This is a genomic window from Corynebacterium sp. CCUG 65737 (assembly GCF_024454115.1).
GTDB classification, from domain to species: domain Bacteria; phylum Actinomycetota; class Actinomycetes; order Mycobacteriales; family Mycobacteriaceae; genus Corynebacterium; species Corynebacterium genitalium.
The window spans coordinates 12090-36312 of sequence record NZ_JAGPZB010000014.1; the positions used below are offsets into that span (position 1 = coordinate 12090).

Below are 24223 nucleotides of genomic sequence, written 5' to 3' on the forward strand. Positions count from 1 at the left end.
GCGTACTAAAGAGTGCTCTGCGCGTACGCCCCACGCCGCCACGGCCACTGCCACTGCTACTGGCACGGCACTGACACAACACTGACACAGCTCTGTCCTTGTCGTACGGAGACGAGGACAGACTAGGCTTGACTGCATGAACCAACAGCCGTCAACCGCCTTTCTTACCGACATGTACGAGCTCACCATGCTCGATGCATCCATGAAGGACGGCACCCACTCGCGCCAATGCGTTTTCGAAGTCTTCGCCCGCAAGCTGCCCAACGAACGCCGTTACGGGGTTGTCGCAGGCACTGGTCGCCTGATTGAAGCCGTGGAGAAATTCCGTTTCACCGAAGACCAGTTGTCCACGGCCGACTTCCTTAGCGAGGAAACCCGTGAGTACCTGCGCAACTACCGCTTCACCGGGCACATTGACGGCTACAGGGAAGGTGAGCTGTACTTCCCCTACTCCCCCATCCTCACCGTGCGCGGCACATTCGCAGAATGCTGCATCCTGGAGACGGTCATCCTGTCGATCCTCAACTCCGACTCCGCGATCGCCTCCGCCGCCTCGCGCATGGTCACGGCTGCCGACGGCCGCCCGATCATGGAGATGGGCTCGCGCCGCACCAACGAGCAGGCTGCGGTGACCGGTGCACGCGCCGCCTACATCGCCGGGTTCGGCTCCACCTCCAACATGGAAGCCTCCCTGCGCTACGGCATCCCGGCCTCCGGCACCGCCGCCCACGCCTGGACGCTGCTGCACACCAACCCTGACGGCACCCCGAACGAGAAGGCCGCTTTCAAGGCGCAGATCGACTCCCTCGGTGTGGACACGACCCTGCTGGTGGACACCTACGACATCACCCAGGGTGTGGCCAACGCGGTGGAGGTCGCGGGCCCGGAGCTCGGCGGCGTGCGCCTGGACTCCGGTGACCTGGGCATCATGTCGCGGCGCGTGCGGGCGCAGCTCGATGAGCTCGGTGCGTACAACACGAAGATCATCGTTTCCTCCGACCTGGACGAATTCGCCATCGCCGGCCTGCGGTCGGACCCGGTCGACGGCTACGGCGTGGGCACGTCGGTAGCCACAGGTTCCGGAGCTCCCACGGCAGGAATGGTGTACAAGCTTGTGGAGGTAGACGGTGTGCCCGTCGCTAAGCGCAGCTCCGGCAAGCAAATGAAAGGCGGCGCGAAGGGAGCACTGCGCACGTACCGCGGCTCCGGTGTCGCGGTCGACGAGATCGTTTACCCGCTCGATAAGCACCCCGGCACCCCGACGACGCTGGATTACCGCGAGCTTGTCGTCCCGCTCATCCGCGACGGTGAAATCGTCGAGGGGCTAGATGACCTTGAAGCGACCCGCACCCACCTTGCGAAACAACGCGAAACGCTGCCGTGGGAAGGTCTGTCGTTGTCCCGCGATGAACCGGCGATCCGCACACGCTTCGTCGGATTCCCGGAAGAGTGATGGAACGGTTGTCGCTGTCTGCGCGCGAGCTTCTCGACGCTGCCGTCGAATCCCTCGGCGGCACGCAACGCCCGGGGCAAATCGCCATGGCGGAGGCCGTTTCCACAGCGCTTGCCGACGAACGTCACCTCGCCGTCCAAGCGGGCACCGGCACCGGCAAATCTTTGGCCTACCTGGTGCCCTCGATCCGGCACGCGCAGGCGAACGACACGACCGTGATCGTCTCCACGGCAACGCTCGCTCTGCAGCGCCAGCTGGTAGAGCGCGACCTGCCGCGCCTGGTGGAAGCCCTTGACCCGCTGTTGCCGCGCACCCCGACGTTTGCCATTTTGAAGGGCCGCTCCAACTACGTGTGCCTGAACAAGATCGGTGTTCTGGACGGCACCGGGGACGGACAGGAAGCACTGGTCGACGAAGAAGACGTCTCCTGGCTCGGCCGCCACGTCAAACGCGTGCACGAATGGGCCGAAGAAACCGAGACCGGTGACCGCGATGACCTTGAACCCGGTGTGCCCGACAAAGCGTGGCGGCATGTCTCCGTCACTGCCAACGAGTGCTTGGGCGCCACGCGGTGCCCGCACGGTGCCGAATGCTTCGCCGAAGCCGCCCGTGTGCGCGCCGGTGAGGCCGACATCGTGGTGACCAACCACGCGCTTTTAGCCATCGACGCGCTTTCGGGCGCCTCCATCCTGCCCGAGCACTCCGCCGTCATCATCGACGAGGCCCACGAGCTCGACGGCCGCGTCACCTCCGTGGCCACCAACGAAATCTCCCCTCACGCGCTGCGGCTCGCGGCCCGCCGCGCCGGGAAGCTGGGAGAAAACAGGCGCAAAGACACGCTCGAGGAGCTTATCGACGACTTCGCCGCCGTCCTCGACACCGAATCCCCCGGCCGCTGGGAAACCATCTCGGATCCCACCCGCGCCGCCTTCGTCGCAGTGCAGGATGAACTGCGCCGCACCGGAGAGGCCATCGCCCGCGCCCCAGAAGGCGAAGCGACCAAAGACCCGGAGACCGCAGCCGAGCGAGAGAACCTGCGCAATCACCTTGGTGAGCTGTACACCTCCTTCGATCGCATTTTGAGCGTCTTTGACGAAGACGATCCCGCCAAGCATTTCGACGTTGTCTGGCTCGCCCGCAGCGCCTCCTCCAGCCCGGAGTCCGCCTCCGTTTCAGTAGCGCCGCTGTCCGTGTCGGCCTTGTTGCGCGACAACTTGTTTGGCGAGAAGACGGTCGTGCTCACCTCCGCCACCCTTGCTGTAGGCGGCAACTTCCGCGCGATGGCCGCGGCCTGGGGGCTTCCCGACGGCACCTGGGACAGCCTCGACGCCGGCACCCCCTTTGACCCGCGTCGCTCTGGAATTCTCTACACCGCCAAGCACTTGCCGCCGCCGGGCCGCGACGGCATCAGCGATGGCACCCTCGACGAGATGGCTGAGCTCATCACCGCGGCCGGCGGACGGACGCTGGGATTGTTCTCCTCTCGCCGTGCCGCACAAGAAGCCGCCGACGCGCTGCGCACCCGGTTGCCCTTCGACATTCTGGTCCAAGGCGACGACACCATCGGCGCACTGGTGAACAAGTTCGCCGCCGGGGAGAACGTGTGTCTGTTCGGCACCTTGAGCCTGTGGCAGGGTGTCGATGTCCCCGGCCGCTCCCTCTCCCACGTCATGATCGACCGGATCCCCTTCCCCCGCCCCGATGACCCGCTGCTCCAGGCCCGCTCACGCGCCGCCGACGCCGCCGGCCGCTCCGGGTTCATGGACGTCTCCGCCACCCACGCCGCACTCCTGCTCGCCCAGGGTGCTGGCCGGTTGCTGCGCAGCACGACCGACCGCGGCGTCGTCTCCGTCCTGGACAGCCGGTTGGTGACGAAGCGCTACGGATCCTTCCTCCGCGCCTCCCTCCCCGACTTTTGGGAGACGACAGACCCCGGGGTGGTGCACGGTGCGCTGCGCCGACTCGTGGCTCAGCCTGCTGAGAAGTCCGCGGCCGAGTCCTCCGCGGAGTAGGCGCCAGGATGCGCCACCACCGTCACTGACCCCGGAGCGACCTCCGTGAAGCCGCTATCGCGGACGGGAACAGACGCGGGAAGCGCCGCGGTCGCGCGGATAAGCTCGCGCGGGACCTCGCGGACCGCAAGGGGAAAGCCGTCGAGGGCCCAGCGCACCGCCCACGCTTCGCTCATCTGCGCGGCGAGCAGCATCGACCCGTGACCGACCTGGGCGGCGGCCTTACCCGCGGTCATTGCGAGCGAGTCGTCGACAAGAATCACTGGCACCGATGACATCTCGATGTCACCGACACTGGGCGCCGGCAGGTCATCGTGCGGGAGATCGGTGCCTTTGATCTGCAGTTTGCCGATCGCGTGCGGAACCTCCCCAACGGCGGACGGAATGAACGCGCGAGCTTCGGCGACCGGACCCGTCGCGCTGGATCGGAACGTGCAGCCGGGCAGCGTCTGCACGTTCTCCCACGCGGCACCGCGGGCACGCCGGGCGATCTTGCGGATCCGGTGGCCGTACCACTGTGCCAGCGCGTCGCGCCAGGCGGACTCTTGCCCCGCGCGCGGGTCGAGACACACAGCTGCGACGGCTCGGGCAGCGGCCACAAGAGCGTCGTTACGCTGCGGCGGGTCCGCTTTCGGAATATGCAGCGCGATCTGCATCGCCTGAACGGTGGCGGGATCGTCTGGGTCTTCCCCGCCACGGCGGTCGTCGGCAAGGCTCCCGGCTAAGAACCGGTGCGCTGCCGTGATGAGCGCGGCTGTGTCAGCTGTTTCCGGCATTAATCGAGCGCGACTTTGCCGTCGATACCCTGCTCCTCGTTGAGCGTATCGATCTCATGGCGCGGCACACCCATGATGTACAGCACCGAATCCAGGAACGGATGGGTGACCGAGGTGTCCGCGACCTCGCGCAGCGCTGGCTTCGCGTTGAAAGCGATGCCCAGACCGGCCGCGGTGAGCATGTCGATGTCATTCGCACCGTCGCCAACGGCCACCGTCTGGGACAAACGCAGGCCCGAATCTTCAGCGAACTCGGCGAGGAACTCCGCCTTCGCCTTGCGGTCCACGACCTTGCCGATCACCTTTCCGGTGAGTTTCCCGTCCACGATCTCGAGCGTGTTCGCGCGCACGTAATCGAGGTCCAGGTCGGCGGCCATCGGCTCAAGCACCTGGATGAACCCACCCGAGACGACTGCGGTGCGGTAGCCCATCTGCTTTAACGTGCGGATCGTTGTGCGGGCTCCGGGGGTGAGTTCGATGCCGCGAGCGACGCTGTCAAGCACCGACGCGTCCAGCCCCGCCAGCGTTGCGACGCGCTCACGCAACGACTCCTCAAAGTCCAGCTCCCCGCGCATCGCGCGCTCGGTGACCTCGGCGACCTCCGCTTCACGACCCGCGTGAGCAGCGAGCATCTCGATGACCTCGCCCGTGATGAGGGTCGAATCGCAGTCGAAACACACCAGGCGTTTCGAGCGGCGGGCCAGACCAGCGCGCTCAATCGCGATATCGACGCCGAGAGCTGTGGTGAGCTCCGCTAACGCTTGGCGCACCGTGTGGCTGACCTCGTCGCCGGAACCAGGAATGGTGATCGACAACTCCAATCCCGTCACCGGATAATCAGAAATGCCGCGGATACGGTCGATGTTCGCACCGAAGTCCGCGAGGGTGCGGCCGATTTCAGAGACCGCCTCCGCCGTCACCGGATCGCCGAGCACGACCACAGCATGGGTGGAACGGCGACGCTGCGGAGCCAAAGATGCCTCGTCCGTCTCGATGGTCACCGATTGGTCCGCCAGCTCCGGTGCCGCTTCAAGGTCGTGGCGTAGCGCCTCGACACCGCTCGTGGTGACGCCCGCGAACGCCGCGAGAGCAAGACGGCCACGGAACTGCGCCTGCTCAACGTCCAGCAGCTGCACCCCGTGCTGGGACAACACCGCGAAGAATGCCGCACTCACACCGGGGTGATCAGCCCCCGACAACGTGATCACTGCGTGCTGGAGGCCGGGTTGAAGGGTCACCGAATACGTCATGAATTCGAACCTACAGCAACAGGCCCCGCTCCACGATGTGGGGAGCGGGGCCTGCCGGTTAGTTCAGGAGTGGCCTACTAGTCGGTCGCCTTGGTGGAGCCGGAGTCGCGGCCGTCTGCCGGACGCACCTTGGTCACGGTCTCCGTGGCAGTGCGCTGCGAAGCAGAGGTCACGGTCTCGGACTCACGGGAGTCAGAGCCAGTGTGCTCGTTCTCTTCCGGGGTGGTTGCCTCAGAGCGCGGGTCGTGGTGGCCGGTGTGGGCCTCACGGCGCAGGGTTTCCACCATGTGCGGGTAGTGCAGCTCGAACGCGGGGCGCTCAGAGCGGATACGCGGCAGGGAGGTGAAGTTGTGGCCAGGAGGCGGGCAGGAGGTTGCCCACTCCAGGGAGTTGCCGTAGCCCCACGGGTCGTCGACGGTGACGACCTCGCCGTAGCGCCAGGACTTGTACACGTTCCAGATGAACGGCAGGAAGGCGATACCCAGGATGAAGGAGCCGATCGTAGAGATCTGGTTCAGCAGGGTGAAGCCGTCGGAGTCCAGGTAGTCGGCGTAACGGCGCGGCATACCCATGTTGCCCAGCCAGTGCTGGACCAGGAAGGTCATGTTGAAGCCGATCATGACGAGCCAGAAGTGGATCTTCGCCAGGCGCTCGTCGAGCATGCGGCCCGTCATCTTCGGGAACCAGAAGTAGATGCCTGCGCACGACGCGAACACGACCGTACCGAAGAGGGTGTAGTGGAAGTGCGCGACAACGAAGTAGGTGTCAGACAGCTGGAAGTCCAGCGGCGGGGCAGCCAGCATAATGCCGGTCAGACCACCGAAGAGGAACACGAACAGGAAGCCGACGGACCACAGCATCGGGCTCTCAAAGGTGAGGTGGCCGTTCCACATGGTGCCCACCCAGTTGAAGAACTTCACGCCGGTCGGAACAGCGATCAGGAAGGTCATGAAGGAGAAGAACGGCAGCAGAACCGCACCGGTGACGTACATGTGGTGCGCCCACACAGCCATGGACAGGCCACCGATGGCCAGGGTTGCAAAGACCAGGCCGATGTAGCCGAAGACCGGCTTGCGGGAGAAGACCGGGATGACCTCGGAGATGATACCGAAGAACGGCAGTGCGAGGACGTAGACCTCGGGGTGACCGAAGAACCAGAACAGGTGCTGCCACAGAATGGCGCCACCGTTGGCCGGGTCGAAGATGTGGCCGCCGAGTTTGCGGTCGTAGAGCACACCGAGGGCTGCAGCGGTCAGCAGCGGGAAGATCATCAGGGCCAGGATGGAGGCCACGAAGATGGTCCAGGTGAACACCGGCAGACGGAACATAGTCATGCCCGGCGCACGCAGGGTGAGCACGGTGGTCACCATGTTGATGGCGGAGGCCAGGGTACCGATACCGGTTGCACCGACACCGAGGATCCACAGGTCAGCGCCGACACCCGGGGTGTGGATCGCGTCAGCCAGCGGCATGTACATGGTCCAGCCGAAGTCGGCGGCACCACCTGGGGTGAGGAAGCCGGCGAGCATGGCGATGACACCGGCAGTGGTGATCCAGAAGCCGAACGCGTTCAAACGCGGGAAGGCGACATCCGGGGCACCGATCTGCAGCGGCAGAACGAAGTTGGCGAAGCCCCACACAATCGGGGTACCGAATGCCAGCAGCATCACGGTGCCGTGCAGGGTGAACAGTTGGTTGAACTGCTCGTTAGAAAGGAACTGGAGACCCGGGGAGAAAAGCTCCGCGCGGATCAGCAGGGCCATCAGGCCACCGACGAAGAACCAGATAAACGCCGAAATAATGTAGAAAATGCCCAGCTGTTTGTGGTCCGTGGTGGTCATCAGGTCCCAAAGGCGGGTGCCTTTGCGGGCCTTGCCGGTCGGCTCCGGCCGTGCCGGTGCAGCCTCGACGACATCAGCGTCGAGCCGTGGTGCCACAGCAGTCATACGTATCCTCCTGAATTAACCTCAGCCGCTCCTCCCCCAGTGGGATTTCCCGGGGGCGCCCCGGCCAAGCCTGCCCGGAGCTGACGAAAATCAGCTCGCAGACGGCATAGATAGGGCGCGGCTAATACCGCTTCATCTTAACCAGCGGTCCAGCGAAAATCCAGATGACGTGCAGCCTCTTCGCGCTGCTCATTCCGGGGGCAACCACTCCCCCAGCTCACAGCCCTGGACTGGACGGAAACCACCAGACACCCGACCACCGCATGCCCGGCAATGCCCGGATTTCAACCCAGAACGGGGGCGGTATAACCCCGGAATAGGTTAAGCCAAAGAATGCCCCGACCGGTCCAGGAAAAGGAGCAGCCGGGGCAAGGGACCCACAGGTCAAGGAGGGGTTAGAAGTCCCAGTCGTCGTCCTGCGTGTCCTCGGCCTTACCAATGACGTAGGAGGAGCCGGAGCCGGAGAAGAAGTCGTGGTTCTCGTCGGCGTTCGGGGCAAGCGATGCCAGGATGGCGGGCGACACGCGCGTCTCGTCGACCGGGAAAAGCCCCTCGTAACCGAGGTTGTTCAGTGCCTTATTGGCGTTGTAGCGCAGGAAGCGCTTGACGTCCTCGGTCCAGCCGAGCGGATCGTAAAGGTCCTCGGTGTACTGGATCTCGTTGTCGTAAAGGTCGTAGAGCAAGTCGAAGGCGTGCTCCTTGAGCTCGTCCTGGCGTTGCTGGGACTCGTCGCGCAGGCCAACCTGGTACTTGTAGCCGATGTAATAGCCGTGCACTGCTTCGTCGCGGATGATCAGGCGGATGATGTCGGCGGTGTTGGTCAGCTTGGAGTGCACCGACCAGTTCAGCGGCAGGTAGAAGCCGGAGTAGAACAGGAAGGACTCCAGCATCACCGAGGCGATCTTGCGCTTGAGCGGATCGTCGCCGCAGTAGTAGCTCTGGATGATTTTGGCTTTCCGCTGCACTTCAGCGTTTTCTTCGGTCCAGCGGAAGGCGTCGTTAATCTGCGGTGTCGACGCGAGCGTCATGTAGATGTTCGAGTAGCTCTTCGCGTGGACGGACTCCATGAACGCGATGTTGGTGTACACAGCCTCCTCGTGCAGTGTCTTCGCGTCCGGGATGAGGGAGACCGCACCGACGGTGCCCTGGATCGTGTCCAGCAGCGTCAGGTTGGCAAACACGCGCATCGTGGACAGCTGTTCTGCGTCGTTAAGCGTGTTCCAGCTCGGGATGTCGTTGGACACCGGGATTTTCTCCGGCAGCCAGAAGTTGCCGGTGAGGCGGTCCCATACCTCCTGGTCTTTGTCGTCAGGGATGCTGTTCCAGTTCACGGCCTTCAAAGGCGCGGGGTGGGATTCGACGTACGCCTCGTAATCGTGGGTCTCCTCGTGGGTCATGCCACCCATCCTAGAGGGTTACGGACATTTGCTTGACGACGCACCCAAACCCCTCCCCCAAAAATGTCGCACCCCGAGGGGGGAACGCGATGGTTCCGACCCTCGGGGTGCGACAGGGCACAGAAAAACTAGAGCATGCAGGACACGCAGCCCTCAACCTCAGTGCCCTCGAGCGCCATCTGGCGCAGGCGGATGTAGTAGAGCGTCTTGATGCCCTTACGCCACGCGTAGATCTGGGCGCGGTTGATGTCGCGGGTAGTCACGGTGTCCTTGAAGAACAGCGTCAGCGACAAGCCCTGGTCCACATACTTCGTGGCTTCAGCGTAGGTGTCGATGATCTTCTCGAAACCGATCTCGTACGCGTCCTTGAAGTAGTCGGCGTTCTCGTTGTCCATGTGCGGCGCCGGGTAGTAGACGCGGCCGATCTTGCCTTCCTTGCGGATCTCGATCTTGGAGGCGATCGGGTGGATCGACGAGGTCGAGTTGTTGATGTAGGAGATCGAGCCGGTCGGCGGAACCGCCTGCAGGTAACGGTTGTAGATGCCGTCGCGGGCGACATCGGCCTTGAGCTGCTCCCATTCCTCGGCGCTCGGGGGCTGGGCGGAGGAGCCGTCGAAAAGCTCCTTCACGCGCTGCGTCTTCGGCTGGAAGTCAGCCGGGTTGTAGCGGTCGAAGAACTCGCCGCTGGCGTACTCGGAGTCCTCGAAGCCCGCGAAGCGCTGACCCTTCTCCACGGCGATCTTGTGGGAGGCCTTGAGGCACTCGTACATGATCGTGGCGAAGTAGGCGTTGGTGAAGTCCAGGCCTTCCTCGGAGCCGTACTCGATGTGCTCGCGGCCGAGGTAGCCGTGCAGGTTCATCTGGCCCAAGCCGATGGCGTGCGAGGCATCGTTGCCCTCGCGCACGCTCGGCACCGAATCGATCGAGGTCTTGTCCGCGACAGCCGTCAGGCCGCGAATGGCGGTCTCGACGGTGCGGGAGAAGTTGTCCGAATCCATTGCCATCGCAATGTTGAGCGAGCCCAAGTTGCAGGAAATGTCGTGGCCGATCGTGTCGTAGGTCAGGTCCTCGTTCAGCACGGAGGCAGAGTTGACCTGGAGAATCTCCGAACACAGGTTGGACATGTTGATCCGGCCGGTCTTCACCGGGTTCGCGCGGTTGGCGTGGTCCTCGAAGAGGATGTACGGGTAGCCGGACTCGAACTGGATCTCGGCGATCGTCTGGAAGAACTGGCGCGCCTTGATCTTCGTCTTGCGGATGCGCGGGTCCTCCACCATCTCGTCGTACTTCTCCGTGACAGAGATGTCGGCGAACGGCACACCGTAAACGCGCTCGACGTCGTACGGGGAGAACAGGTACATGTCGTCGTTGCGCTTGGCCAGCTCAAAGGTGATGTCCGGGATGACCACACCGAGCGAGAGCGTCTTGATGCGGATCTTCTCGTCCGCGTTCTCACGCTTGGTGTCCAAGAAGCGCATGATGTCCGGGTGGTGCGCGTTCAAGTACACCGCACCAGCACCCTGGCGGGCGCCGAGCTGGTTGGCGTAGGAGAAGGAGTCTTCCAGCAGCTTCATCACGGGGATGACACCGGAGGACTGGTTCTCAATGTGCTTAATCGGCGCGCCGGACTCGCGGATGTTGCTCAGCAGCAGCGCCACACCACCGCCGCGCTTCGATAGCTGCAGGGAGGAGTTGATGGCGCGGCCGATGGACTCCATGTTGTCCTCGATACGCAGCAGGAAGCAGGACACCAGCTCGCCGCGCTGTGCCTTACCCGCGTTGAGGAAGGTGGGGGTGGCGGGCTGGAACCGGCCGGTCATAATTTCGTCGACAAGCGCGGAGGCGATCTCCTCGTTGCCGTCGGCGAGGAACAAAGCGGTCATGGCCACGCGGTCTTCGAAACGCTCCAGGTAGCGGCGGCCGTCGAAGGTTTTCAGCGTGTAGGAAGTGTAGTACTTGTACGCGCCGAGGAAGGACTGGAAGCGGAACTTGAAGGCGTAGGCCCGCTTGAACGTGGACTTCACAAAGTCCCAGTCGTAGGCCTTGATGACGCCCGGCTCGTAGTACTTGTTCTCTACCAGGTAGTTCATCTTCTCTTCCAGGTCGTGGAAGTAGACGGTGTTCTGGTTGACGTGCTGGAGGAAGAACTGGTTCGCGGCCTCACGGTCTTTGTCGAACTGGATGTGGCCGTTCTCGTCATAAAGGTTCAGCAGCGCGTTGAGCGCGTGGTAGTCGAGCTGATCTGCCGTGTCGACGGGCTCAGCGACGGTCTTTCCCGTTGTGGCGGTCACTGTAGTCGGGCCTTTCTTGTGCGGGAGTTCATGGAGCGTTTATAGGAGAGGTACAGCTATGAAGTTGTGAAGTCTGTTGTCACACCGTTTGGTAGCGCTCGCGCAACTGTGCCAGCCGCCGCGCACTGTCGTCGACGCGGGTCTGCACGTGCCCGTCGAGCCGATCTTTTTCCGTGGATGTCATCGGGTCCAACCCGAGCCGCTCGCGGTGGGCGATAAGAGAATCACGCACGTGCGTGACGTCGTATTCTGTGCCCATCATTTCGAAGCGGTAGAGGTAGGGCACGCCCGTCTTAGCGGAGATCACCTCGCCTGCCCGGCCGAAATCAGGGCCGAAGTTGGAGTTGCCTCCCGCGATCACACCACGCAACAAAGCACGATTGTGCGGGTCATTGAGAAAGTGGATAACTTGCGGTGGCACGGGGCGCGAGTTCCCTTCGCTTATCGACGCCCCTCCCCCATACGTCGGCACAACCAAGACATAGGGCTTCTCCACTGTCAGCGGTTGCTGCGTGCGGCGCAACGGAATGCGTGCCGCCGGCAAACCCAGCTTGCCGACAAACCGGTGCGTGTTCTCCGTCGTAGAGGAGAAATAAACCACCAGCATGCGCTACTCACCTATCTTCGGGCATACGATAAGCCGCCAGCTGGTGACGGCTTAACAGGCAGTGGGAATCGAGCTTAGGCAGCAGCCTCGGCGAGGGTGCGGATGCGGTCCGGACGGAAACCGGACCAGTGGTCACCGTCGACTTCCACGACCGGGGCCTGCAGGTAACCCAGCGCCATCACGTAGTCACGGGCGGAGTCATCCAGGGAGATATCCACGGTGGTGTAGTTCAGACCTGAACGGTCGAGGGCCTTCTTGGTCGCGTTGCACTGCACGCATGCGGGCTTGGTGTAGAGGGTGATGGACATAGCGGGGACGACTCTTTTCTGCTCGGGAAAACTGCTCTGATTACACGGCTTTGAACGTGGCACTGGGGCCTGTTGGCTTCCGGGGAACAACCAGCTGTTCACATCCCGGGGGCGAACACTTTGAAACACTATACGTTGTAGGAAAAACAAGCAACCACTACTACATATAGTAGTTACAAACATGGTATTTGCAGGATACGGCCACTAAATCACCTACATGTAGTTACCCCGGAATGTTTTACGCGTCCAGAATGGCTTACACGGGTGAAATTTTCCCGGAAAAGTGACTTATTTCACATTCTTTGGAAAATGGAGAGCGCCCCCGCCGCGAGCTTTCGCACGCAAGACGGGGGCGCTGGCGCTAAGAACCGCTTAACCCTGACGGGCCTTGAAACGCGGATCCTTCTTGTTGATCACGTACACCTTGCCGTGGCGGCGCACAACCTGGGCGCCCGGCTTGTTCTTCAGCGACCGAAGCGACTTGCGGACCTTCATCGGGCGCTCCTTTCTTTGTTGACTCTGCTGACACAATAGGCTCTGCGTGAGTGCCTTTATTTATCACGGCGCGCCAAGACAGGCGCTGCCGCACAACGGGGGACCATGTTACCCGAGCAGCCCCTTAACCACCAAAACGCTGCTTCATCTCACCAGCCACACTGTCGAGGGTGCGGCCCACCGTCTCCGGAACCATGACCTTGACAAATCCGGCGGCCGCGACACCGCACATCGCGAACATCACGAACGTCGCCGTCGCCCCCACGGTATCCACGAGCGGCAGGAAGAACTGCGCCACCGCCCAGTTTGCCATCCACAGCGCCAGACCCGCCACACCCATTCCCACGCCGCGGATCTGCGGAGGCACCAGCTCGGAGATGAGCAGCCACGTCGTCGGCGACACCGCAGCTTGTTGGGAAGCAATGAACAACGCCATGAACGCCAGCGCGAGCATTGCTAACGACGTATTCGCCTCAGCCGCCCGGTACACCACCGCCAGCAGCACCAGGAAGATCACGTTCAGCGTCAGACCGCCGAGCAGCAGCCGCTTCCTGCCGATCCTGTCCACTAGCTGCAGGCCGATGTAACAGGCCACCACCGACACCAGACCAATCACCATCGAGGTGTACACCGAGTTCTGAGTAGACACCCCGACGTTGTTCATCATCGTCGGAGCGAAGTAGACGATGGCATTGACACCGGAGATCTGCTGCGTCACACCCAGCAGAGCGGCCACGAGCACCGTCATGCGCATCCACCTCGACCCCGCCAAGGTGCGCCACTGGCCCTGCTGAGCTGCACGCACCTCCGCGTCCTCGCGCGTTGCCTGCGCGAGTTCGTCGGTGTCGATGCCGGTGCGGGAGGCGACGGCGCGGGCGTCGCTGATACGCCCATGCCGCGACAGCCAGACAGGCGTGTCCGGCAAGAACACCATGCCCACAGCCAAGACAGCGCCCGGCACCGCCGCCGCACCCAGCATGAGCTGCCAGCTGCCCGACGGTGCGAGAAGCGAATTGACCACGTACGCGAGCAACTGCCCCACCACAATCATCAGCGTGTTGAGCGACACGAGCCGACCACGCACCGCTGCCGGCACCATTTCCGAGATGTACATCGGCGTGACAATCGATACCGCACCCACTGCAACACCCAGGAATGCCCTGGCCGTACCGAGCATCTCCGGAGACGTCGCCAGCGCGCACCACACCGACCCGGCGACGAAGAGCACTCCGCCCAGAATGAGCGTCACACGACGGCCCAACTTGTCCGCCACTGCCCCGCCGCTGACAGCGCCGAGTGCAGCGCCGACGAGCAGCATCGCGGTGACCATGCCCTCCTGCGCGGGCGACATGCCGAACTCGGGCGTGATGAACAGCAAGGCGCCGCTCATCACGCCGGTGTCATAACCGAAAAGAAGCCCGCCGAACGCCGCGATCGCGGCGACCGTACGGACGTACCTGCGCTGCTGCGCCGATGCTGTAGAACTCGTGGTGGACACAGCCTCAGTTGAAGTCATGCCCCACATAGTGCACCCGGCTACCATGGCTGTCATGTCAGACTCCGACCGGAACACGCAGCGAGAGATAGTGAACGCGCTGGCTGTGAAGCCCTTTATCGATCCAGCGGAGGAAGTCGCCGCCCGCGTCGATTTCCTCGCCGATTACCTCGCCGTGACTGGTGCCCGCGGCTACGTGCTGGGGATCTCCGGCGGGCAGGACTCCACCCTCGCCGGACGGCTCGCACAGCTCGCCGTGGAAAAGGTCCGTGCCAACGACCCCTCCAGCGAGTGCCAGTTCGTCGCCATCCGTCTCCCCCACGGCGTGCAGTCCGACGAGGATGACGCGCAGCTCGCGTTGGACTTCATCCAGCCTGACCGCCGTGTCACCGTCGACATCGAACCGGCCACGACAGCGATGGCAGGCGCAGTAGCTGCCGCACTCGACGGGAACGAGCTCACCGACTTCAACAAAGGCAACGTCAAAGCCCGCATGCGCATGATCGCCCAGTACGCGATCGCCGGCGAGCTCGGCCTCCTCGTCGTGGGCACCGACCACGCGGCGGAAAACGTCACCGGCTTCTTCACCAAGTTCGGCGACGGGGCGGCCGACCTCGTCCCTCTCGCGGGCCTCAACAAACGCCAGGGCGCCCAGCTTCTGGAACACCTCGGGGCCGACAAGCGCCTTTATGAAAAGGTGCCCACCGCCGATCTCGAGGACGATCGCCCAGCGCTTCCCGACGAAGAAGCCCTCGGCATCACCTACCCCCACATCGACGACTATCTCGAGGGGAAGCAGGTTCCCGACGATGCGGCAAAGCGTCTCGAGCACCTGTGGGCCGTCGGCCAGCACAAGCGCCACCTTCCGCCTGGTCCCGCCGACACGTGGTGGCGTTGACGCCCCCGCCCCGAGAACCTAGAGTTCGCTTCCAAACGGATGGATGACCGTTGCACCGACAGTCGTGGCTGCACGCGCTAACTGTCGATCTGCCGTGACGAAATCACAGTGGAACTCACGAGAACGCAATAGAAGCCAGGTCCCCAGATGAATAGCGTCGAGCGCCTTCAGGAAACCAGGTATCGCCCCTGCAAATTCCACGACCTCGCTATTCAAACCGACGAGACTCAGTTTCGCCGCAAGGCCGAGGATCTGTGCGCCAAACTCTTCCGTTCTCTTGGGAACACGGGCGAGTTCGACTTTTCCGATCACAGAACTGACGAGATCTTTATCGTCGAGCACTTGCTTCGCCCACGCACTATGCACTTCGGAGACGGCGAGCGGAATGAGCGCTGACGTGTCTACGTAAACCGCACCACTAGAATTCACTACTCAGCGCCGCGTCAATGCGGTTGTCCTTGCGGTCTTCGAGGAATTGCTCAAGCGAATAACCGGTTCCCTCAATGGGCTCCCAGTTGATCTCCATGGGTACGCCCCTCTGCATGATCAGTCCGAGGTCCTCTAACCGGTCAATTCCGGTTCGCTGGCTCAGTGGCCGGATTTCCGCAACCGGCTTGCTGCGGTCTGTGATGGTCAAAGCAACCCCCTCCGATTGCACACGATCGATCACCCTGCGTGTTTGCTGGTTCAACTCACGCATAGACACCGTGTGGGAACGGTGGTGTTCTGCGAGAAGCTCTTGGAGCTTGCGTTCAACCTCGCCCATGGTGCAGACCCTCGTTTGTAGTACGTGTATTACATTGCGATTTTAGCAGCTACAACCAGTAGTTCAATCCCCTAACGGGTGAGGTCGAGGGTGCGCTCGGCGGCGTCGATAAGCGGGCGGGCGTAGCTCGCGCCGTGCGTGTAGCAGTGCACCGCGAGCGGGTGAAGCTGGTGGATCGGGATGCGGGCCTCCCAGTCGCGGCCGAGGTCGCCGCCGGCGACGAGGTAGCCCGATGCGATCTCGCTAACGTACGGAGCGCTAAAGAGCTCGAGCATCGCAATGTCTGTCAGTGGGTGTCCGCCGTGCGCCGCCGGGTCGATGAACCGCGGGCCGTCCGGCGAGAACAACAGGTTGCCCGCCCACAGATCGCCGTGGATGCGCGCGAGCGGGGCGTCTTCATCCTCCGCGACGAGTGCCTCGCACGCGCGTTTCACTGTCTCCAGCCCATCGGCGCTCAGCGTTCCGCCTTTGTGGGCTTTTTCCGCGAACGGCAGCACGCGCTGCTCCGTGTAGAACTCCGCCCAGCGCCGCGCCGGGATGCAATCCTGCTGCGCGCGGCCAATATAGTTCGGCCCATCCCAGCCTTCTGCAGGCGCGCCGAAGGCTTCTGCCCCCATGGCGTGGATCGCGGCGAGCTCCTCCCCGGCGCGGCGCGCAGCCTCACGCGTTGGCCGTGCGGACGCGACCTCCTCGATAGTCAGGGTGTTCGCCTCCACATCGACGCTGTAAACCTCGACGACAGCGTTCGACCCTTCCCGCAGCCAGCGCAAATAGGCCGCTTCAGCTTCAGCGGCGCGGGGTCCAGTTCCGGTTTTAGTGAAAGTCTGGGGAGCAGTCATGCCTCCACGCTAGCTGCGCGCGGCGTTTCTCGTTCGAAGTGCTTTAAGTGCTACTTCAATCCCACTTCGATCGCATCAGTGTCCGCAACCCCCAGGAGAGACGGAAGGAGTCCTGGAAAGCGATCCTCCAGATCCTCGTTGCGAAGTCGGACAAAACAGCGCGTGCCTTCATCCCGGGTACGTGTTATACCCGCACTTCGCAGGGTCTTCATATGGTGGCTGAGAGTGGATTTCGAGACTGGGGCATCGATCTCACCCCATTGCCGTTCCTCACCATCAGCAAGCAGTTGAACGATCCCCAGCCGCAACGGGTCAGACAGGGCAGCCAAGACACGCGTTAGAGAAAGGTCCTCCACATTCGGAGATTGATCATCAGAGCGCCCGCGCATAGTTCAATAATTCTATCCGGCTAGCGAGCATGGGAACACTTTGCTAACTTGTTCGATGTTTGTCAAACATCGAACTTTTCACCTTCGGTAGAACTAAGGAGCACCTGTGCCCTCTTCCCTTCCCTGGCTAACTGCCCTTTTCATCGCGACTCTCGCACTTGGAACTGATGAATTCGTGATTGCAGGCGTACTCAATCTAGTAGCCGCCGATCTGAACACCACGCCTGGTGCTGCTGGGCAACTGGTGACAGTCTTCGCAACATCATTCGCCATCGGCGCTCCGGTTCTAGCCGTATGGCTCAACCGATTCGGCCACAAGAAGGCCCTTCTCGCTGGCCTATTGATCTTTGCTGCCGCGAATCTCGGATGCGCAGCCGCCACTACCCTGGCCACACTGCTCGCACTGCGCGTGCTTGCTGGTTTGTCAGCCGCAGCGGTATCTACGGCTGCATTCTCCGCTGCCGCCAAAGGCGCGCCTGACGGCAAGCAAGGCAAGTACCTGTCAATTGTGACCGCCGGACTTACCGTCGCACTTTTCACCGGCGTGCCATTGGGTACGTGGTTTGGCGCGGTTTTCTCATGGCGCACTACTTTCATTTTGATTGGTGCTGTCTCTCTGATGTCCGCGATAGTTATCCACCTGAGCATGCCCGAGTTACCTCACGATGAAACTAGAAGCGTGACCGATCAATTGGCTCCGTTGAAGAACCCGCAAGTAGCTCGAATGGTCGCTGCAATTTTCCTCTGTGGCGCGGGCGGTCTCATGTTCTACAGCTACCTCGCCCCCATAACTGTGGGGATTTTGGGCAGCGAAGAACTGCTCCCATTCATTCTCTTGGTGGTTGGGCTCGTAGGAGTGGGGTCAGCCTTGCTTGGCGGGAACCTTACCGACCAGATTGGCTCACGTAGAGCCCGCATAACCGTCCTGGGAGGCCATGCCGCAACGCTCGGCATCCTCGCATTGTTAGGCTGCTTTACCCCTCCGACGTGGCTTTTCATTGCCGCAGTGGGCTTTTGGGCTCTTTTCGCTTGGGCTCTCAATCCGCCGATGCAAGCAAGCACGATCGCTGCAGCACCGGAAGCTCCCATGACTGCGGTCGCGCTAAACATTTCGGGTCTTTACCTAGGCACCGCAGCAGCCGGAGCAATAGGCGGCGCACTACTTGACCACTTTGGAACGCTCTCCATCCCTGTGGCCGGAACCGTATTTCTAGTGTGTGCTCTATTGGCTGCCACCCCACCGATCCCGGACGCCGAACGCTAACCTGCCTTAGCGATCATGTTTGCCTGCGACTAGCCGCCGATAGCGTGTTCCCGTTCAAGCTCGAGCAAGTACTGCTTCATTTCGATTCCCCCGGCGTAACCACCGAGTGTGCCGTCGCTGCGCAGTACGCGGTGGCACGGCACGATGATCGGCAGCGGGTTCGTGGCGCACGCGCTCCCCACCGCACGCACTGCCCGCGGGTTGCCAATGCGCGCCGCGAGCTCGCTGTATGTTTCTGTGCGGCCGTATTCGATGTCGCTCAGCGCGGCCTGCGCTTGCGCGCGAAACCCCTCGCCGGAGCGGTCGAGCGGTACGGTGAATTCTCGGCGTTCACCGGCGAAGTACTGCTCAATTTCGGCTGCCGCCTGCCGCGTGACAGCATTGCTTTCGCCGAGCACGGGTCCAAAAACGACGCGCGTCAGCCCGCTTTCCGACGCCTCTAACCCCAGCTCTCCCAGCGGTGTCTTCACTGTTTGGGCTGCGACGATCGGCTGTGTCATGGCGTCGATGCTACCCGCTCTCACCACCCCGCCATCTTGCGCTGACTGAGCTGGACCTAACGGAGATCATCCAGCACAATCGATTTCAACCACCTGCGCTGCCACGGGGTCTCAACAGCGCGGGGATGGTAGTTCTCCCGCACCCACTGGATTCCTTCCTCCGCTGAGAGTCCATTGGAGGCAGTGACTAATGCGAGCGCGGTGCCAGTGCGCCCGATCCCACTGCCGCACATGATGGCAACCTTTTCGTTCCGAGACCGTTCTCGTGCGAGCTGAAGAGCAGCGACCGCTTGATCAGTTGATGTGGGGACACCGAAATCTGGCCATCGCACCCAAACATGTGGACACGGAACCTCGACAGGTTCACGTCCGAGAAGTAGAACAAGGAAGTCCGGATAGTTGCACGCCGTGCGCCGAAATCGTTTCCAGCTACCGCCCTTGAGGCGCAACCCATCCGGAAGCTCAACGACGCCATCTTCTCCATCCGGCCATGCATTCATGACCGTATGTTAGGCATCCGTCAGGATCCCCTAAGGGTGACAAGCCGACGGTTGGCTCCGGAACTAGCCCTTGCACACTAGTCCGAGAGAGTCCTCTTCTTCACGTCATCAAGAAGGCTGCTGATCCCGTCCGCAAGAATCACTTCCGGGCTGATGCCGTGTTCACGATGAAGACGGGCATAGGTCGGAGCTTGTTCAGCATCAATCGGGGCTTGTTTCTCATTAGCAGCCATGGGTGCAGTGAGCGCACTTCCGATCACGAAATTCGATAAACGATATGCCGAACCCAACGGATCCTCGGCTCCAGCCTGAGCAAGCAGAACGCACATGCGATCCGACAGTCGCATGTAAGCGGGGCCGCGTGGGGCACGCATCCCGATCACTTGCCCCGCCCAGCGATGAGATACGAGATGACGAAAGAACGCCATCATAAGATCGGGCATGCTCGCGTCACTGATTGCCGCTTGCATCGTGGAATCGCCTGCCAAGGCGAAATCTAAAGCTAGGTCGTAGAGGTCTTCCACCGAGCGAACCCGTGAGTACAGACTCGCTGGGGCCACCCCGACGCTCTGTGCCACCGCACGCAAAGTCAAAGCTCGGGGGCCTCCATCGTCTAGCAGGGTGATTGACGCGCGAGCAATTTCGGCGACATCGACTGCTCGTTGGCGTTGCACAGGCTTGGAGTTATCCCAGTAGCTCACCACCCCAGACTATCCGAACGACCTTCGGATAGTTATTCGTTCTATGTTAGTTTAGTGGCATGTTACAGTCTTCAGCACTCCCCCTCTCATCAGGTAGAACGCGTCTTAGGCGTATGACAGACTCGGACGCAGCAGCATATGCTGCCGGCACGAAGGATGGAATGGTGCGCAAGTTCGCGCATCTTCCGGAGCCGCAGTACACGCCCGAAACGGTGCGGACCATGATTCAAGAGGTTGTGGAGCCTGGATTGGCCGATGGCACGTTGGCTGTTCTCGCTCTCGCGGATGCTGAATCGGACAAGTTTGTCGGCTCGATGGTCGTCTTTGATGTCGGGAGCCAGTCGGCAGAAGTGGGGTTTTGGATCGCGCCGGATAGCCGAGGTGACGGTCATGCCGCTCGGGGTCTTGAATTGGCGGCCTCGCTTGCCCGGAAGTCTGGGCTGAGTGCTCTGACTGCTCGGACCGTGACTGCCAATGAAGCGTCTCAACGCTGTCTGATCAATGCTGGCTTCGTAGAAACGTCCCGCCACACCGGCACAACGCCAGCCGGCGCCCAGGAAACACTGGTCCACTACCACCGCGAGCTCCATCCAGCGCCATAATTACCACTGCGCACCGAACGATTGCAGCTCAGGCTGCATCAGCCAGAAGACCAAGCCTGGCTGCCTGCTCTCTATTCTCGCCCCGAAGTCGCTAGATACCTGCTCGACGACCCGTGGACGCACGAGGACACGGACAAGAATCTCACCCAACGGATCGCAAAGACCGGCCTCGAATCTCCGAGTGGCGCCCTGGCGGTCGTCGTGGAACACAACGGGCGTGCGATCGGTGATGTCGCGTTGTGGCTGACTGACCGATCTCGTGGCCAAGCCGAAATCGGCTGGGTACTGGATCCTGATCATGGCGGGCAAGGGTTTGCCACTGAAGCCGTCCAGGCAGTTCTCAACCTTGGTCTCCATCACTATCAGCTACATCGAATCATTGCGCAGATGGATGATCGCAATGCTGGCTCTGCCGCGTTAGCTAAGCGGGTTGGAATGCGCTTGGAGGCCCACCACGTCCAGGACTGGTACAGCAAAGGTCAGTGGACCAACACTCTCGTCTTTGCTTGTCTACGCAATGATGAATGCGACCCATCCCATTCATCGGTTTAATCGGCTTATTTCCCCGCAGCGACATCGATGCTAAAGGGATTCGAACTCGTACCCCAACACTGCCAGTGTGGTGCGTTACCGGCTGCGCCATTGCCCCGCTTCATGCGACGTGATCTGCTCCGTTGCGAGAGCACCCTGTCGCGCGAGTCCGATCACTACGCCCCTGCCCGCGGTTTGCTGATGCGCGCCGCGAGCTCTCTGTAGGTTTCCGTGCTGCGGTGTGCGATGTCGCTCAGCACGGCCTCCGCATTCGCGCGAAACCCATCGCCGGGGCGGCCTAACGGTACGGTGAACTCTGGGCGTTCACCGGCGAAGTACTGCTCAATCTCGCCTGCCGCGTGACAGCATCGCTTCCGCCATGCACAGCTCCATAAACAACGCGCACCAGCCCGCGCGATGTCGCCTCTAACCCGAGTTCCCCCAGCAGTGTCTTCACTGTTTGGGCTGCGACGACCGAGCGTGTCATGCCGCCATTCTAGGCATCCGCGGGGGCATCCAGGTAGATCAGCGGTTGCCGGATCTCCACCTGCACTTGATCATCCACCTCGGGCGCAGAGCTGGTGGATGTCCACGCACGGAACTCCGTCCCGTCCAGGTCGACGGTCACGGAGAACCCACTGACCTCGAACAAAGCCGACGTCACAGTAGCAGTTGGCGCCGTGCCAGACAGCGAATGATCAATGAATACGGCTTCCGCCAACACCGCCACCGTGACCCGCTGGCCGTCCTGGAGGAGACGCTGGTTCTCAGACGCCTCACCGTCTTCCGATACAACCGTGACGTTGTCGACAGGCCACGACAACGACGGCTTATCGACGGTAACCAAACCGTCTACAACCACACCGTTCAACAGTGTCGCATCGGCGATGAACGACGCCACCCAGGCAGTAGCCGGACGGGCCACGATCGACATTGGTGTGCCGAACTGCTCCAGCTTGCCGTCCCGCAAGACCGCGATCCGGTCCGCGATGGCCAGCGCTTCCTTCCGGTCGTGCGTGACATGCACCGATGTCAGATCGGACCCCTTCGTCAGCGACACCAACTCGCGGCGCAATGAGTCACGGAGGGGTTCGTCGAGTGCTGAGAGGGCTTCGTCGAGAAGCAGCACCTTCGGCGTGGAGACGATCGCGCGGGCCAACGCCACGCGCTGCTGCTGGCCACCAGACAGGGTCGCAGGTTTGCGTTTGCCGTAACCGGCAAGTCCGACAGTCTCGAGAGTCTGCTCAACCTTGCTGGTGATCTCTGATCCCGCCGCACCCGCGCGGCGCAGCGGGTACGCGACATTGTCGGCGACACTCATATGCGGCCAGACCGCATGCTGCTGGAAGACCATACCCATGTTGCGCTGCGCGGGAGGCGTTGCGGATTGGTCTTTCCCATCGATCAGGATCTCGCCTGATGACGGCGCGATGAAGCCGGCGATGGTCCGCAATAGAGTGGTTTTTCCCGATCCCGACGGTCCCACGAGCGCAACGAATTCACCACTGGAAATATCGAGCGTGATGTCTTTCAACCCCTCGGTCCCGTCAGGGAACACGACGGACAGATCCCTTATTTCGATGTCGCTCATCTTTAAGTCTCCTTATCGGGGTTACGCACCGTGAGGGCCAAAGCGGCGATGCCAACGACCGCGAAAATGAGCGCGAGCGCCGATGCTTGGTTGTAGTTTCCGGATTGCTGCAGGTTGAAAAGTTGGACACCGATGGTGGTGGTGCCGGGGGCGACCAGTAGGACGGACACTGTGAGTTCGCGAACTGCCGTGACTGCAACGAGCACCGCTCCGGATGCCACCGCTGGCAGTGCCATCCGGCCGCTGGTGTCCCACAGGGCGCGGAGTCGGCCCGCACCCGAGATCTCTGCTGCCTCCTCCATCGCGCGTGGAGTCTTCGCCAACGGAGCACGCACCGCCTGCAGAACCATCGCCGTGAATGCGCACACATAGGCCAGCAGAATCACCCAGCGGGTGTTGTAAATCCCCGTGTATCGGCCCACAATGACCCAGCCGACGCCGATGATGAGCCCCGGCAAAGCCGACGGCAACAAAGTGAGCAGACTCAGTGCAGTGTTGGAACGCGCCCGCGTGCGCGTGACCAAGACGCCGATGCTCCACCCGAAGAGGGCGCACAGCAGGGCCGCCCCCGCGGCGAGCACGAGCGAGTTCTGGAAACCGTCCTGCACACGCGGGTTGGACAACGTGCTCGTGAAGTTGCTGAGGGTAATGGTGTCCAGGGTCATCGGGATACCGGGGGCGGGCAACAGCGCCCGGTAAGCCAGGCCCAGTAGCGGACCGAGTGTGATGGACAGTGCCAGAACCCAGGAAATGATCGTGATGGGCCATCGAGCTTTACCCAGAGGAAGCTTCATCGACCCTTTACCTGCCGTGGTGGAAGCGTTCTTCGACACCAAGTAGTCGGCGATCACCGTAGCAATGCCGAGAAGCATGAGCACCGTTCCCACCGTGGACACCACCTGCAGGGGATTGCTCACCGTCCCCGATTCCATGAACCGGTAGACCATGGTGGCCAGCGTTTCATACTGCACCGGGGAACCGAGGATTGACGGAATTCCGAAGTCAGCCAGGTTTGACACAGCGGTGAGGGTGAAAGCACTGAGCAAGGCTGGTCCGAGAAGCGGGATAGTCACCGTGCGCAAGACAGTCGCGTTACCTGCTCCGCTCACCAATGCAGCTCGTTCAAGGTCCGCTGGAATCGAACGCAACGCGGCAGAAACAATGACGTACACCACCGGATAGGAGTGCAAGGTCATCAGGAAGATGATTCCGTCTGCACCGTAGATGTCCCACACTGGTTTGCCGAAAACGGCATTGAGCCCCTGATTGCGGCCGAACAGCTGAAGCCATGAAATCGCGCCCACGAAAGGCGGCACCAGCAGCGGTGACAGAAGGAAAAGACGCAGCACACCAGACCCGGCCACGTCGGTTCGCTCCAGCAAGATCGCAACCGCACCGCCTACGAGGACTGCACCCAGTGACGACAACAACGTGGTGTACGTCGAGTTCCAGGTAGCACTCCACAGTCCTTGCTCAATAAGCGTCGGAAACTGGTTCCCGCCGAGCGCGAGCGACACCACCATCGCGAGCGGAGCAATGAAGATCGCAGCGGCTAGTAACCAGATCCCGATTCGGGCAACGTTGAGGCCCGGCGAACGCTGTGCCTGCACGT

At 62.0% G+C, this 24223-nt stretch carries 24 protein-coding genes; 6 read left to right on the plus strand and 18 right to left on the minus strand.

Translation table 11 applies throughout. The features are described from left to right. The first annotated feature begins 136 nt into the window (after window positions 1-136). Window positions 137-1453, plus strand: coding sequence for a nicotinate phosphoribosyltransferase (locus KBX17_RS09925; protein WP_256019641.1), 1317 nt, complete (start codon window positions 137-139; stop codon window positions 1451-1453). After that, window positions 1453-3465, plus strand: a complete 2013-nt coding sequence (locus KBX17_RS09930; protein WP_305086265.1) for an ATP-dependent DNA helicase — start codon at window positions 1453-1455, stop codon at window positions 3463-3465. Before KBX17_RS09925 ends, KBX17_RS09930 begins: the two co-directional genes overlap by 1 nt. Here KBX17_RS09930 and KBX17_RS09935 read toward each other — a convergent pair. From KBX17_RS09935 to KBX17_RS09975, 9 genes are all read right to left on the minus strand, one after another. Further along, window positions 3423-4241 carry an aminoacyl-tRNA hydrolase gene (locus KBX17_RS09935; protein ID WP_256019644.1) on the minus strand — a complete coding sequence of 273 codons (819 nt, stop codon included), beginning with the start codon at window positions 4239-4241 and terminating at the stop codon, window positions 3423-3425. The genes KBX17_RS09930 and KBX17_RS09935 overlap by 43 nt on opposite strands. Then, window positions 4241-5491 (minus strand): phosphoserine phosphatase SerB, encoded by a 1251-nt coding sequence (gene serB / locus KBX17_RS09940; protein WP_256019645.1) that lies wholly within the window; start codon window positions 5489-5491, stop codon window positions 4241-4243. Before serB ends, KBX17_RS09935 begins: the two co-directional genes overlap by 1 nt. A gap of 77 nt (window positions 5492-5568) precedes the next feature. Next, a complete protein-coding gene (gene ctaD / locus KBX17_RS09945) occupies window positions 5569-7437 on the minus strand; it encodes a cytochrome c oxidase subunit I (RefSeq protein WP_256019647.1) in 1869 nt (622 codons plus the stop codon). A 395-nt stretch (window positions 7438-7832) separates the two neighbouring features. Beyond that, window positions 7833-8834, minus strand: a complete 1002-nt coding sequence (gene nrdF / locus KBX17_RS09950) for a class 1b ribonucleoside-diphosphate reductase subunit beta (RefSeq protein WP_005288840.1) — start codon at window positions 8832-8834, stop codon at window positions 7833-7835. 128 nt (window positions 8835-8962) lie between these two features. Next, window positions 8963-11125: a class 1b ribonucleoside-diphosphate reductase subunit alpha gene (gene nrdE / locus KBX17_RS09955; RefSeq protein ID WP_256019648.1), complete on the minus strand. Its 2163-nt coding sequence runs from the start codon at window positions 11123-11125 to the stop codon at window positions 8963-8965. Between the two features lie 79 nt (window positions 11126-11204). Then, window positions 11205-11732, minus strand: coding sequence for a class Ib ribonucleoside-diphosphate reductase assembly flavoprotein NrdI (gene nrdI, locus KBX17_RS09960; protein ID WP_256019649.1), 528 nt, complete (start codon window positions 11730-11732; stop codon window positions 11205-11207). Window positions 11733-11806: 74 nt separating this feature from the next. Then, window positions 11807-12040 (minus strand): glutaredoxin-like protein NrdH, encoded by a 234-nt coding sequence (gene nrdH, locus KBX17_RS09965; RefSeq protein ID WP_256019650.1) that lies wholly within the window; start codon window positions 12038-12040, stop codon window positions 11807-11809. Window positions 12041-12412: 372 nt separating this feature from the next. Further along, complete coding sequence (ykgO, locus tag KBX17_RS09970) at window positions 12413-12535, minus strand: type B 50S ribosomal protein L36 (protein WP_005288826.1); 123 nt, start codon at window positions 12533-12535, stop codon at window positions 12413-12415. A 124-nt stretch (window positions 12536-12659) separates the two neighbouring features. After that, window positions 12660-14051, minus strand: a complete 1392-nt coding sequence (locus tag KBX17_RS09975; protein ID WP_050748866.1) for a sugar porter family MFS transporter — start codon at window positions 14049-14051, stop codon at window positions 12660-12662. 25 nt (window positions 14052-14076) lie between these two features. Between KBX17_RS09975 and nadE the strand changes: the two genes are divergently transcribed. Then, window positions 14077-14928 (plus strand): ammonia-dependent NAD(+) synthetase, encoded by an 852-nt coding sequence (nadE, locus tag KBX17_RS09980; RefSeq protein ID WP_256004607.1) that lies wholly within the window; start codon window positions 14077-14079, stop codon window positions 14926-14928. An 18-nt stretch (window positions 14929-14946) separates the two neighbouring features. Here nadE and KBX17_RS09985 read toward each other — a convergent pair whose 3' ends face one another. The 4 genes from KBX17_RS09985 to KBX17_RS10000 form a co-directional block, all read right to left on the minus strand. After that, the gene (locus KBX17_RS09985; protein ID WP_256004609.1) at window positions 14947-15357 is read right to left on the minus strand and encodes a type II toxin-antitoxin system VapC family toxin; all 411 of its coding nucleotides are present in this window, start codon (window positions 15355-15357) and stop codon (window positions 14947-14949) included. Then, a complete protein-coding gene (locus KBX17_RS09990) occupies window positions 15347-15694 on the minus strand; it encodes a type II toxin-antitoxin system Phd/YefM family antitoxin (protein ID WP_005288803.1) in 348 nt (115 codons plus the stop codon). Before KBX17_RS09990 ends, KBX17_RS09985 begins: the two co-directional genes overlap by 11 nt. A 71-nt stretch (window positions 15695-15765) precedes the next feature. Then, window positions 15766-16533 carry a fructosamine kinase family protein gene (locus KBX17_RS09995; protein ID WP_256019652.1) on the minus strand — a complete coding sequence of 256 codons (768 nt, stop codon included), beginning with the start codon at window positions 16531-16533 and terminating at the stop codon, window positions 15766-15768. Between the two features lie 50 nt (window positions 16534-16583). Further along, window positions 16584-16922: a helix-turn-helix transcriptional regulator gene (locus tag KBX17_RS10000; protein WP_083770250.1), complete on the minus strand. Its 339-nt coding sequence runs from the start codon at window positions 16920-16922 to the stop codon at window positions 16584-16586. Window positions 16923-17028: 106 nt separating this feature from the next. Between KBX17_RS10000 and KBX17_RS10005 the strand changes: the two genes are divergently transcribed. Beyond that, window positions 17029-18186, plus strand: a complete 1158-nt coding sequence (locus KBX17_RS10005; RefSeq protein ID WP_256019653.1) for an MFS transporter — start codon at window positions 17029-17031, stop codon at window positions 18184-18186. Between the two features lie 29 nt (window positions 18187-18215). Here the strand turns inward: KBX17_RS10005 and KBX17_RS10010 are convergent, their stop codons facing one another. The 3 genes from KBX17_RS10010 to KBX17_RS11510 form a co-directional block, all read right to left on the minus strand. After that, complete coding sequence (locus KBX17_RS10010; RefSeq protein WP_256019656.1) at window positions 18216-18686, minus strand: methylated-DNA--[protein]-cysteine S-methyltransferase; 471 nt, start codon at window positions 18684-18686, stop codon at window positions 18216-18218. Window positions 18687-18742: 56 nt separating this feature from the next. Then, on the minus strand, window positions 18743-19186 hold the full coding sequence (locus KBX17_RS10015) for a protein-tyrosine phosphatase family protein (protein ID WP_256019658.1): 444 nt from the start codon (window positions 19184-19186) through the stop codon (window positions 18743-18745). Window positions 19187-19263: 77 nt separating this feature from the next. Next, window positions 19264-19710, minus strand: a complete 447-nt coding sequence (locus KBX17_RS11510; RefSeq protein WP_370687603.1) for a TetR/AcrR family transcriptional regulator C-terminal domain-containing protein — start codon at window positions 19708-19710, stop codon at window positions 19264-19266. Between the two features lie 236 nt (window positions 19711-19946). Between KBX17_RS11510 and KBX17_RS10025 the strand changes: the two genes are divergently transcribed. Next, entirely contained in the window at window positions 19947-20489 is a 543-nt protein-coding gene (locus tag KBX17_RS10025; protein WP_256019660.1) for a GNAT family N-acetyltransferase, read from the plus strand. Window positions 20490-20510: 21 nt separating this feature from the next. Further along, window positions 20511-21041 carry a GNAT family N-acetyltransferase gene (locus KBX17_RS10030; RefSeq protein WP_256019661.1) on the plus strand — a complete coding sequence of 177 codons (531 nt, stop codon included), beginning with the start codon at window positions 20511-20513 and terminating at the stop codon, window positions 21039-21041. Between the two features lie 475 nt (window positions 21042-21516). Here KBX17_RS10030 and KBX17_RS10035 read toward each other — a convergent pair whose 3' ends face one another. Together KBX17_RS10035 and KBX17_RS10040 are read right to left on the minus strand one after the other, a co-directional pair. Next, the gene (locus tag KBX17_RS10035) at window positions 21517-22611 is read right to left on the minus strand and encodes an ABC transporter ATP-binding protein (protein ID WP_256019663.1); all 1095 of its coding nucleotides are present in this window, start codon (window positions 22609-22611) and stop codon (window positions 21517-21519) included. A gap of 2 nt (window positions 22612-22613) precedes the next feature. Then, on the minus strand, window positions 22614-24221 hold the full coding sequence (locus KBX17_RS10040) for an iron ABC transporter permease (protein ID WP_256004618.1): 1608 nt from the start codon (window positions 24219-24221) through the stop codon (window positions 22614-22616). Between the last annotated feature and the right edge of the window lie 2 nt (window positions 24222-24223).

Bases quoted from the DNA above. Each gene is read 5' to 3' on its own strand.
- KBX17_RS09925 (WP_256019641.1), top strand. From the start codon at position 137: ATGAACCAACAGCCGTCAACCGCCTTTCTTACCGACATGTACGAGCTC.
- KBX17_RS09930 (WP_305086265.1), top strand. From the start codon at position 1,453: ATGGAACGGTTGTCGCTGTCTGCGCGCGAGCTTCTCGACGCTGCCGTC.
- KBX17_RS09935 (WP_256019644.1), bottom strand. From the start codon at position 4,241: ATGCCGGAAACAGCTGACACAGCCGCGCTCATCACGGCAGCGCACCGG.
- serB (WP_256019645.1), bottom strand. From the start codon at position 5,491: ATGACGTATTCGGTGACCCTTCAACCCGGCCTCCAGCACGCAGTGATC.
- ctaD (WP_256019647.1), bottom strand. From the start codon at position 7,437: ATGACTGCTGTGGCACCACGGCTCGACGCTGATGTCGTCGAGGCTGCA.
- nrdF (WP_005288840.1), bottom strand. From the start codon at position 8,834: ATGACCCACGAGGAGACCCACGATTACGAGGCGTACGTCGAATCCCAC.
- nrdI (WP_256019649.1), bottom strand. From the start codon at position 11,732: ATGCTGGTGGTTTATTTCTCCTCTACGACGGAGAACACGCACCGGTTT.
- nrdH (WP_256019650.1), bottom strand. From the start codon at position 12,040: ATGTCCATCACCCTCTACACCAAGCCCGCATGCGTGCAGTGCAACGCG.
- ykgO (WP_005288826.1), bottom strand. From the start codon at position 12,535: ATGAAGGTCCGCAAGTCGCTTCGGTCGCTGAAGAACAAGCCGGGCGCC.
- KBX17_RS09975 (WP_050748866.1), bottom strand. From the start codon at position 14,051: ATGACTTCAACTGAGGCTGTGTCCACCACGAGTTCTACAGCATCGGCG.
- nadE (WP_256004607.1), top strand. From the start codon at position 14,077: ATGGCTGTCATGTCAGACTCCGACCGGAACACGCAGCGAGAGATAGTG.
- KBX17_RS09990 (WP_005288803.1), bottom strand. From the start codon at position 15,694: ATGGGCGAGGTTGAACGCAAGCTCCAAGAGCTTCTCGCAGAACACCAC.
- KBX17_RS09995 (WP_256019652.1), bottom strand. From the start codon at position 16,533: ATGACTGCTCCCCAGACTTTCACTAAAACCGGAACTGGACCCCGCGCC.
- KBX17_RS10000 (WP_083770250.1), bottom strand. From the start codon at position 16,922: ATGCGCGGGCGCTCTGATGATCAATCTCCGAATGTGGAGGACCTTTCT.
- KBX17_RS10010 (WP_256019656.1), bottom strand. From the start codon at position 18,686: ATGACACAGCCGATCGTCGCAGCCCAAACAGTGAAGACACCGCTGGGA.
- KBX17_RS10015 (WP_256019658.1), bottom strand. From the start codon at position 19,186: ATGAATGCATGGCCGGATGGAGAAGATGGCGTCGTTGAGCTTCCGGAT.
- KBX17_RS10025 (WP_256019660.1), top strand. From the start codon at position 19,947: ATGTTACAGTCTTCAGCACTCCCCCTCTCATCAGGTAGAACGCGTCTT.
- KBX17_RS10035 (WP_256019663.1), bottom strand. From the start codon at position 22,611: ATGAGCGACATCGAAATAAGGGATCTGTCCGTCGTGTTCCCTGACGGG.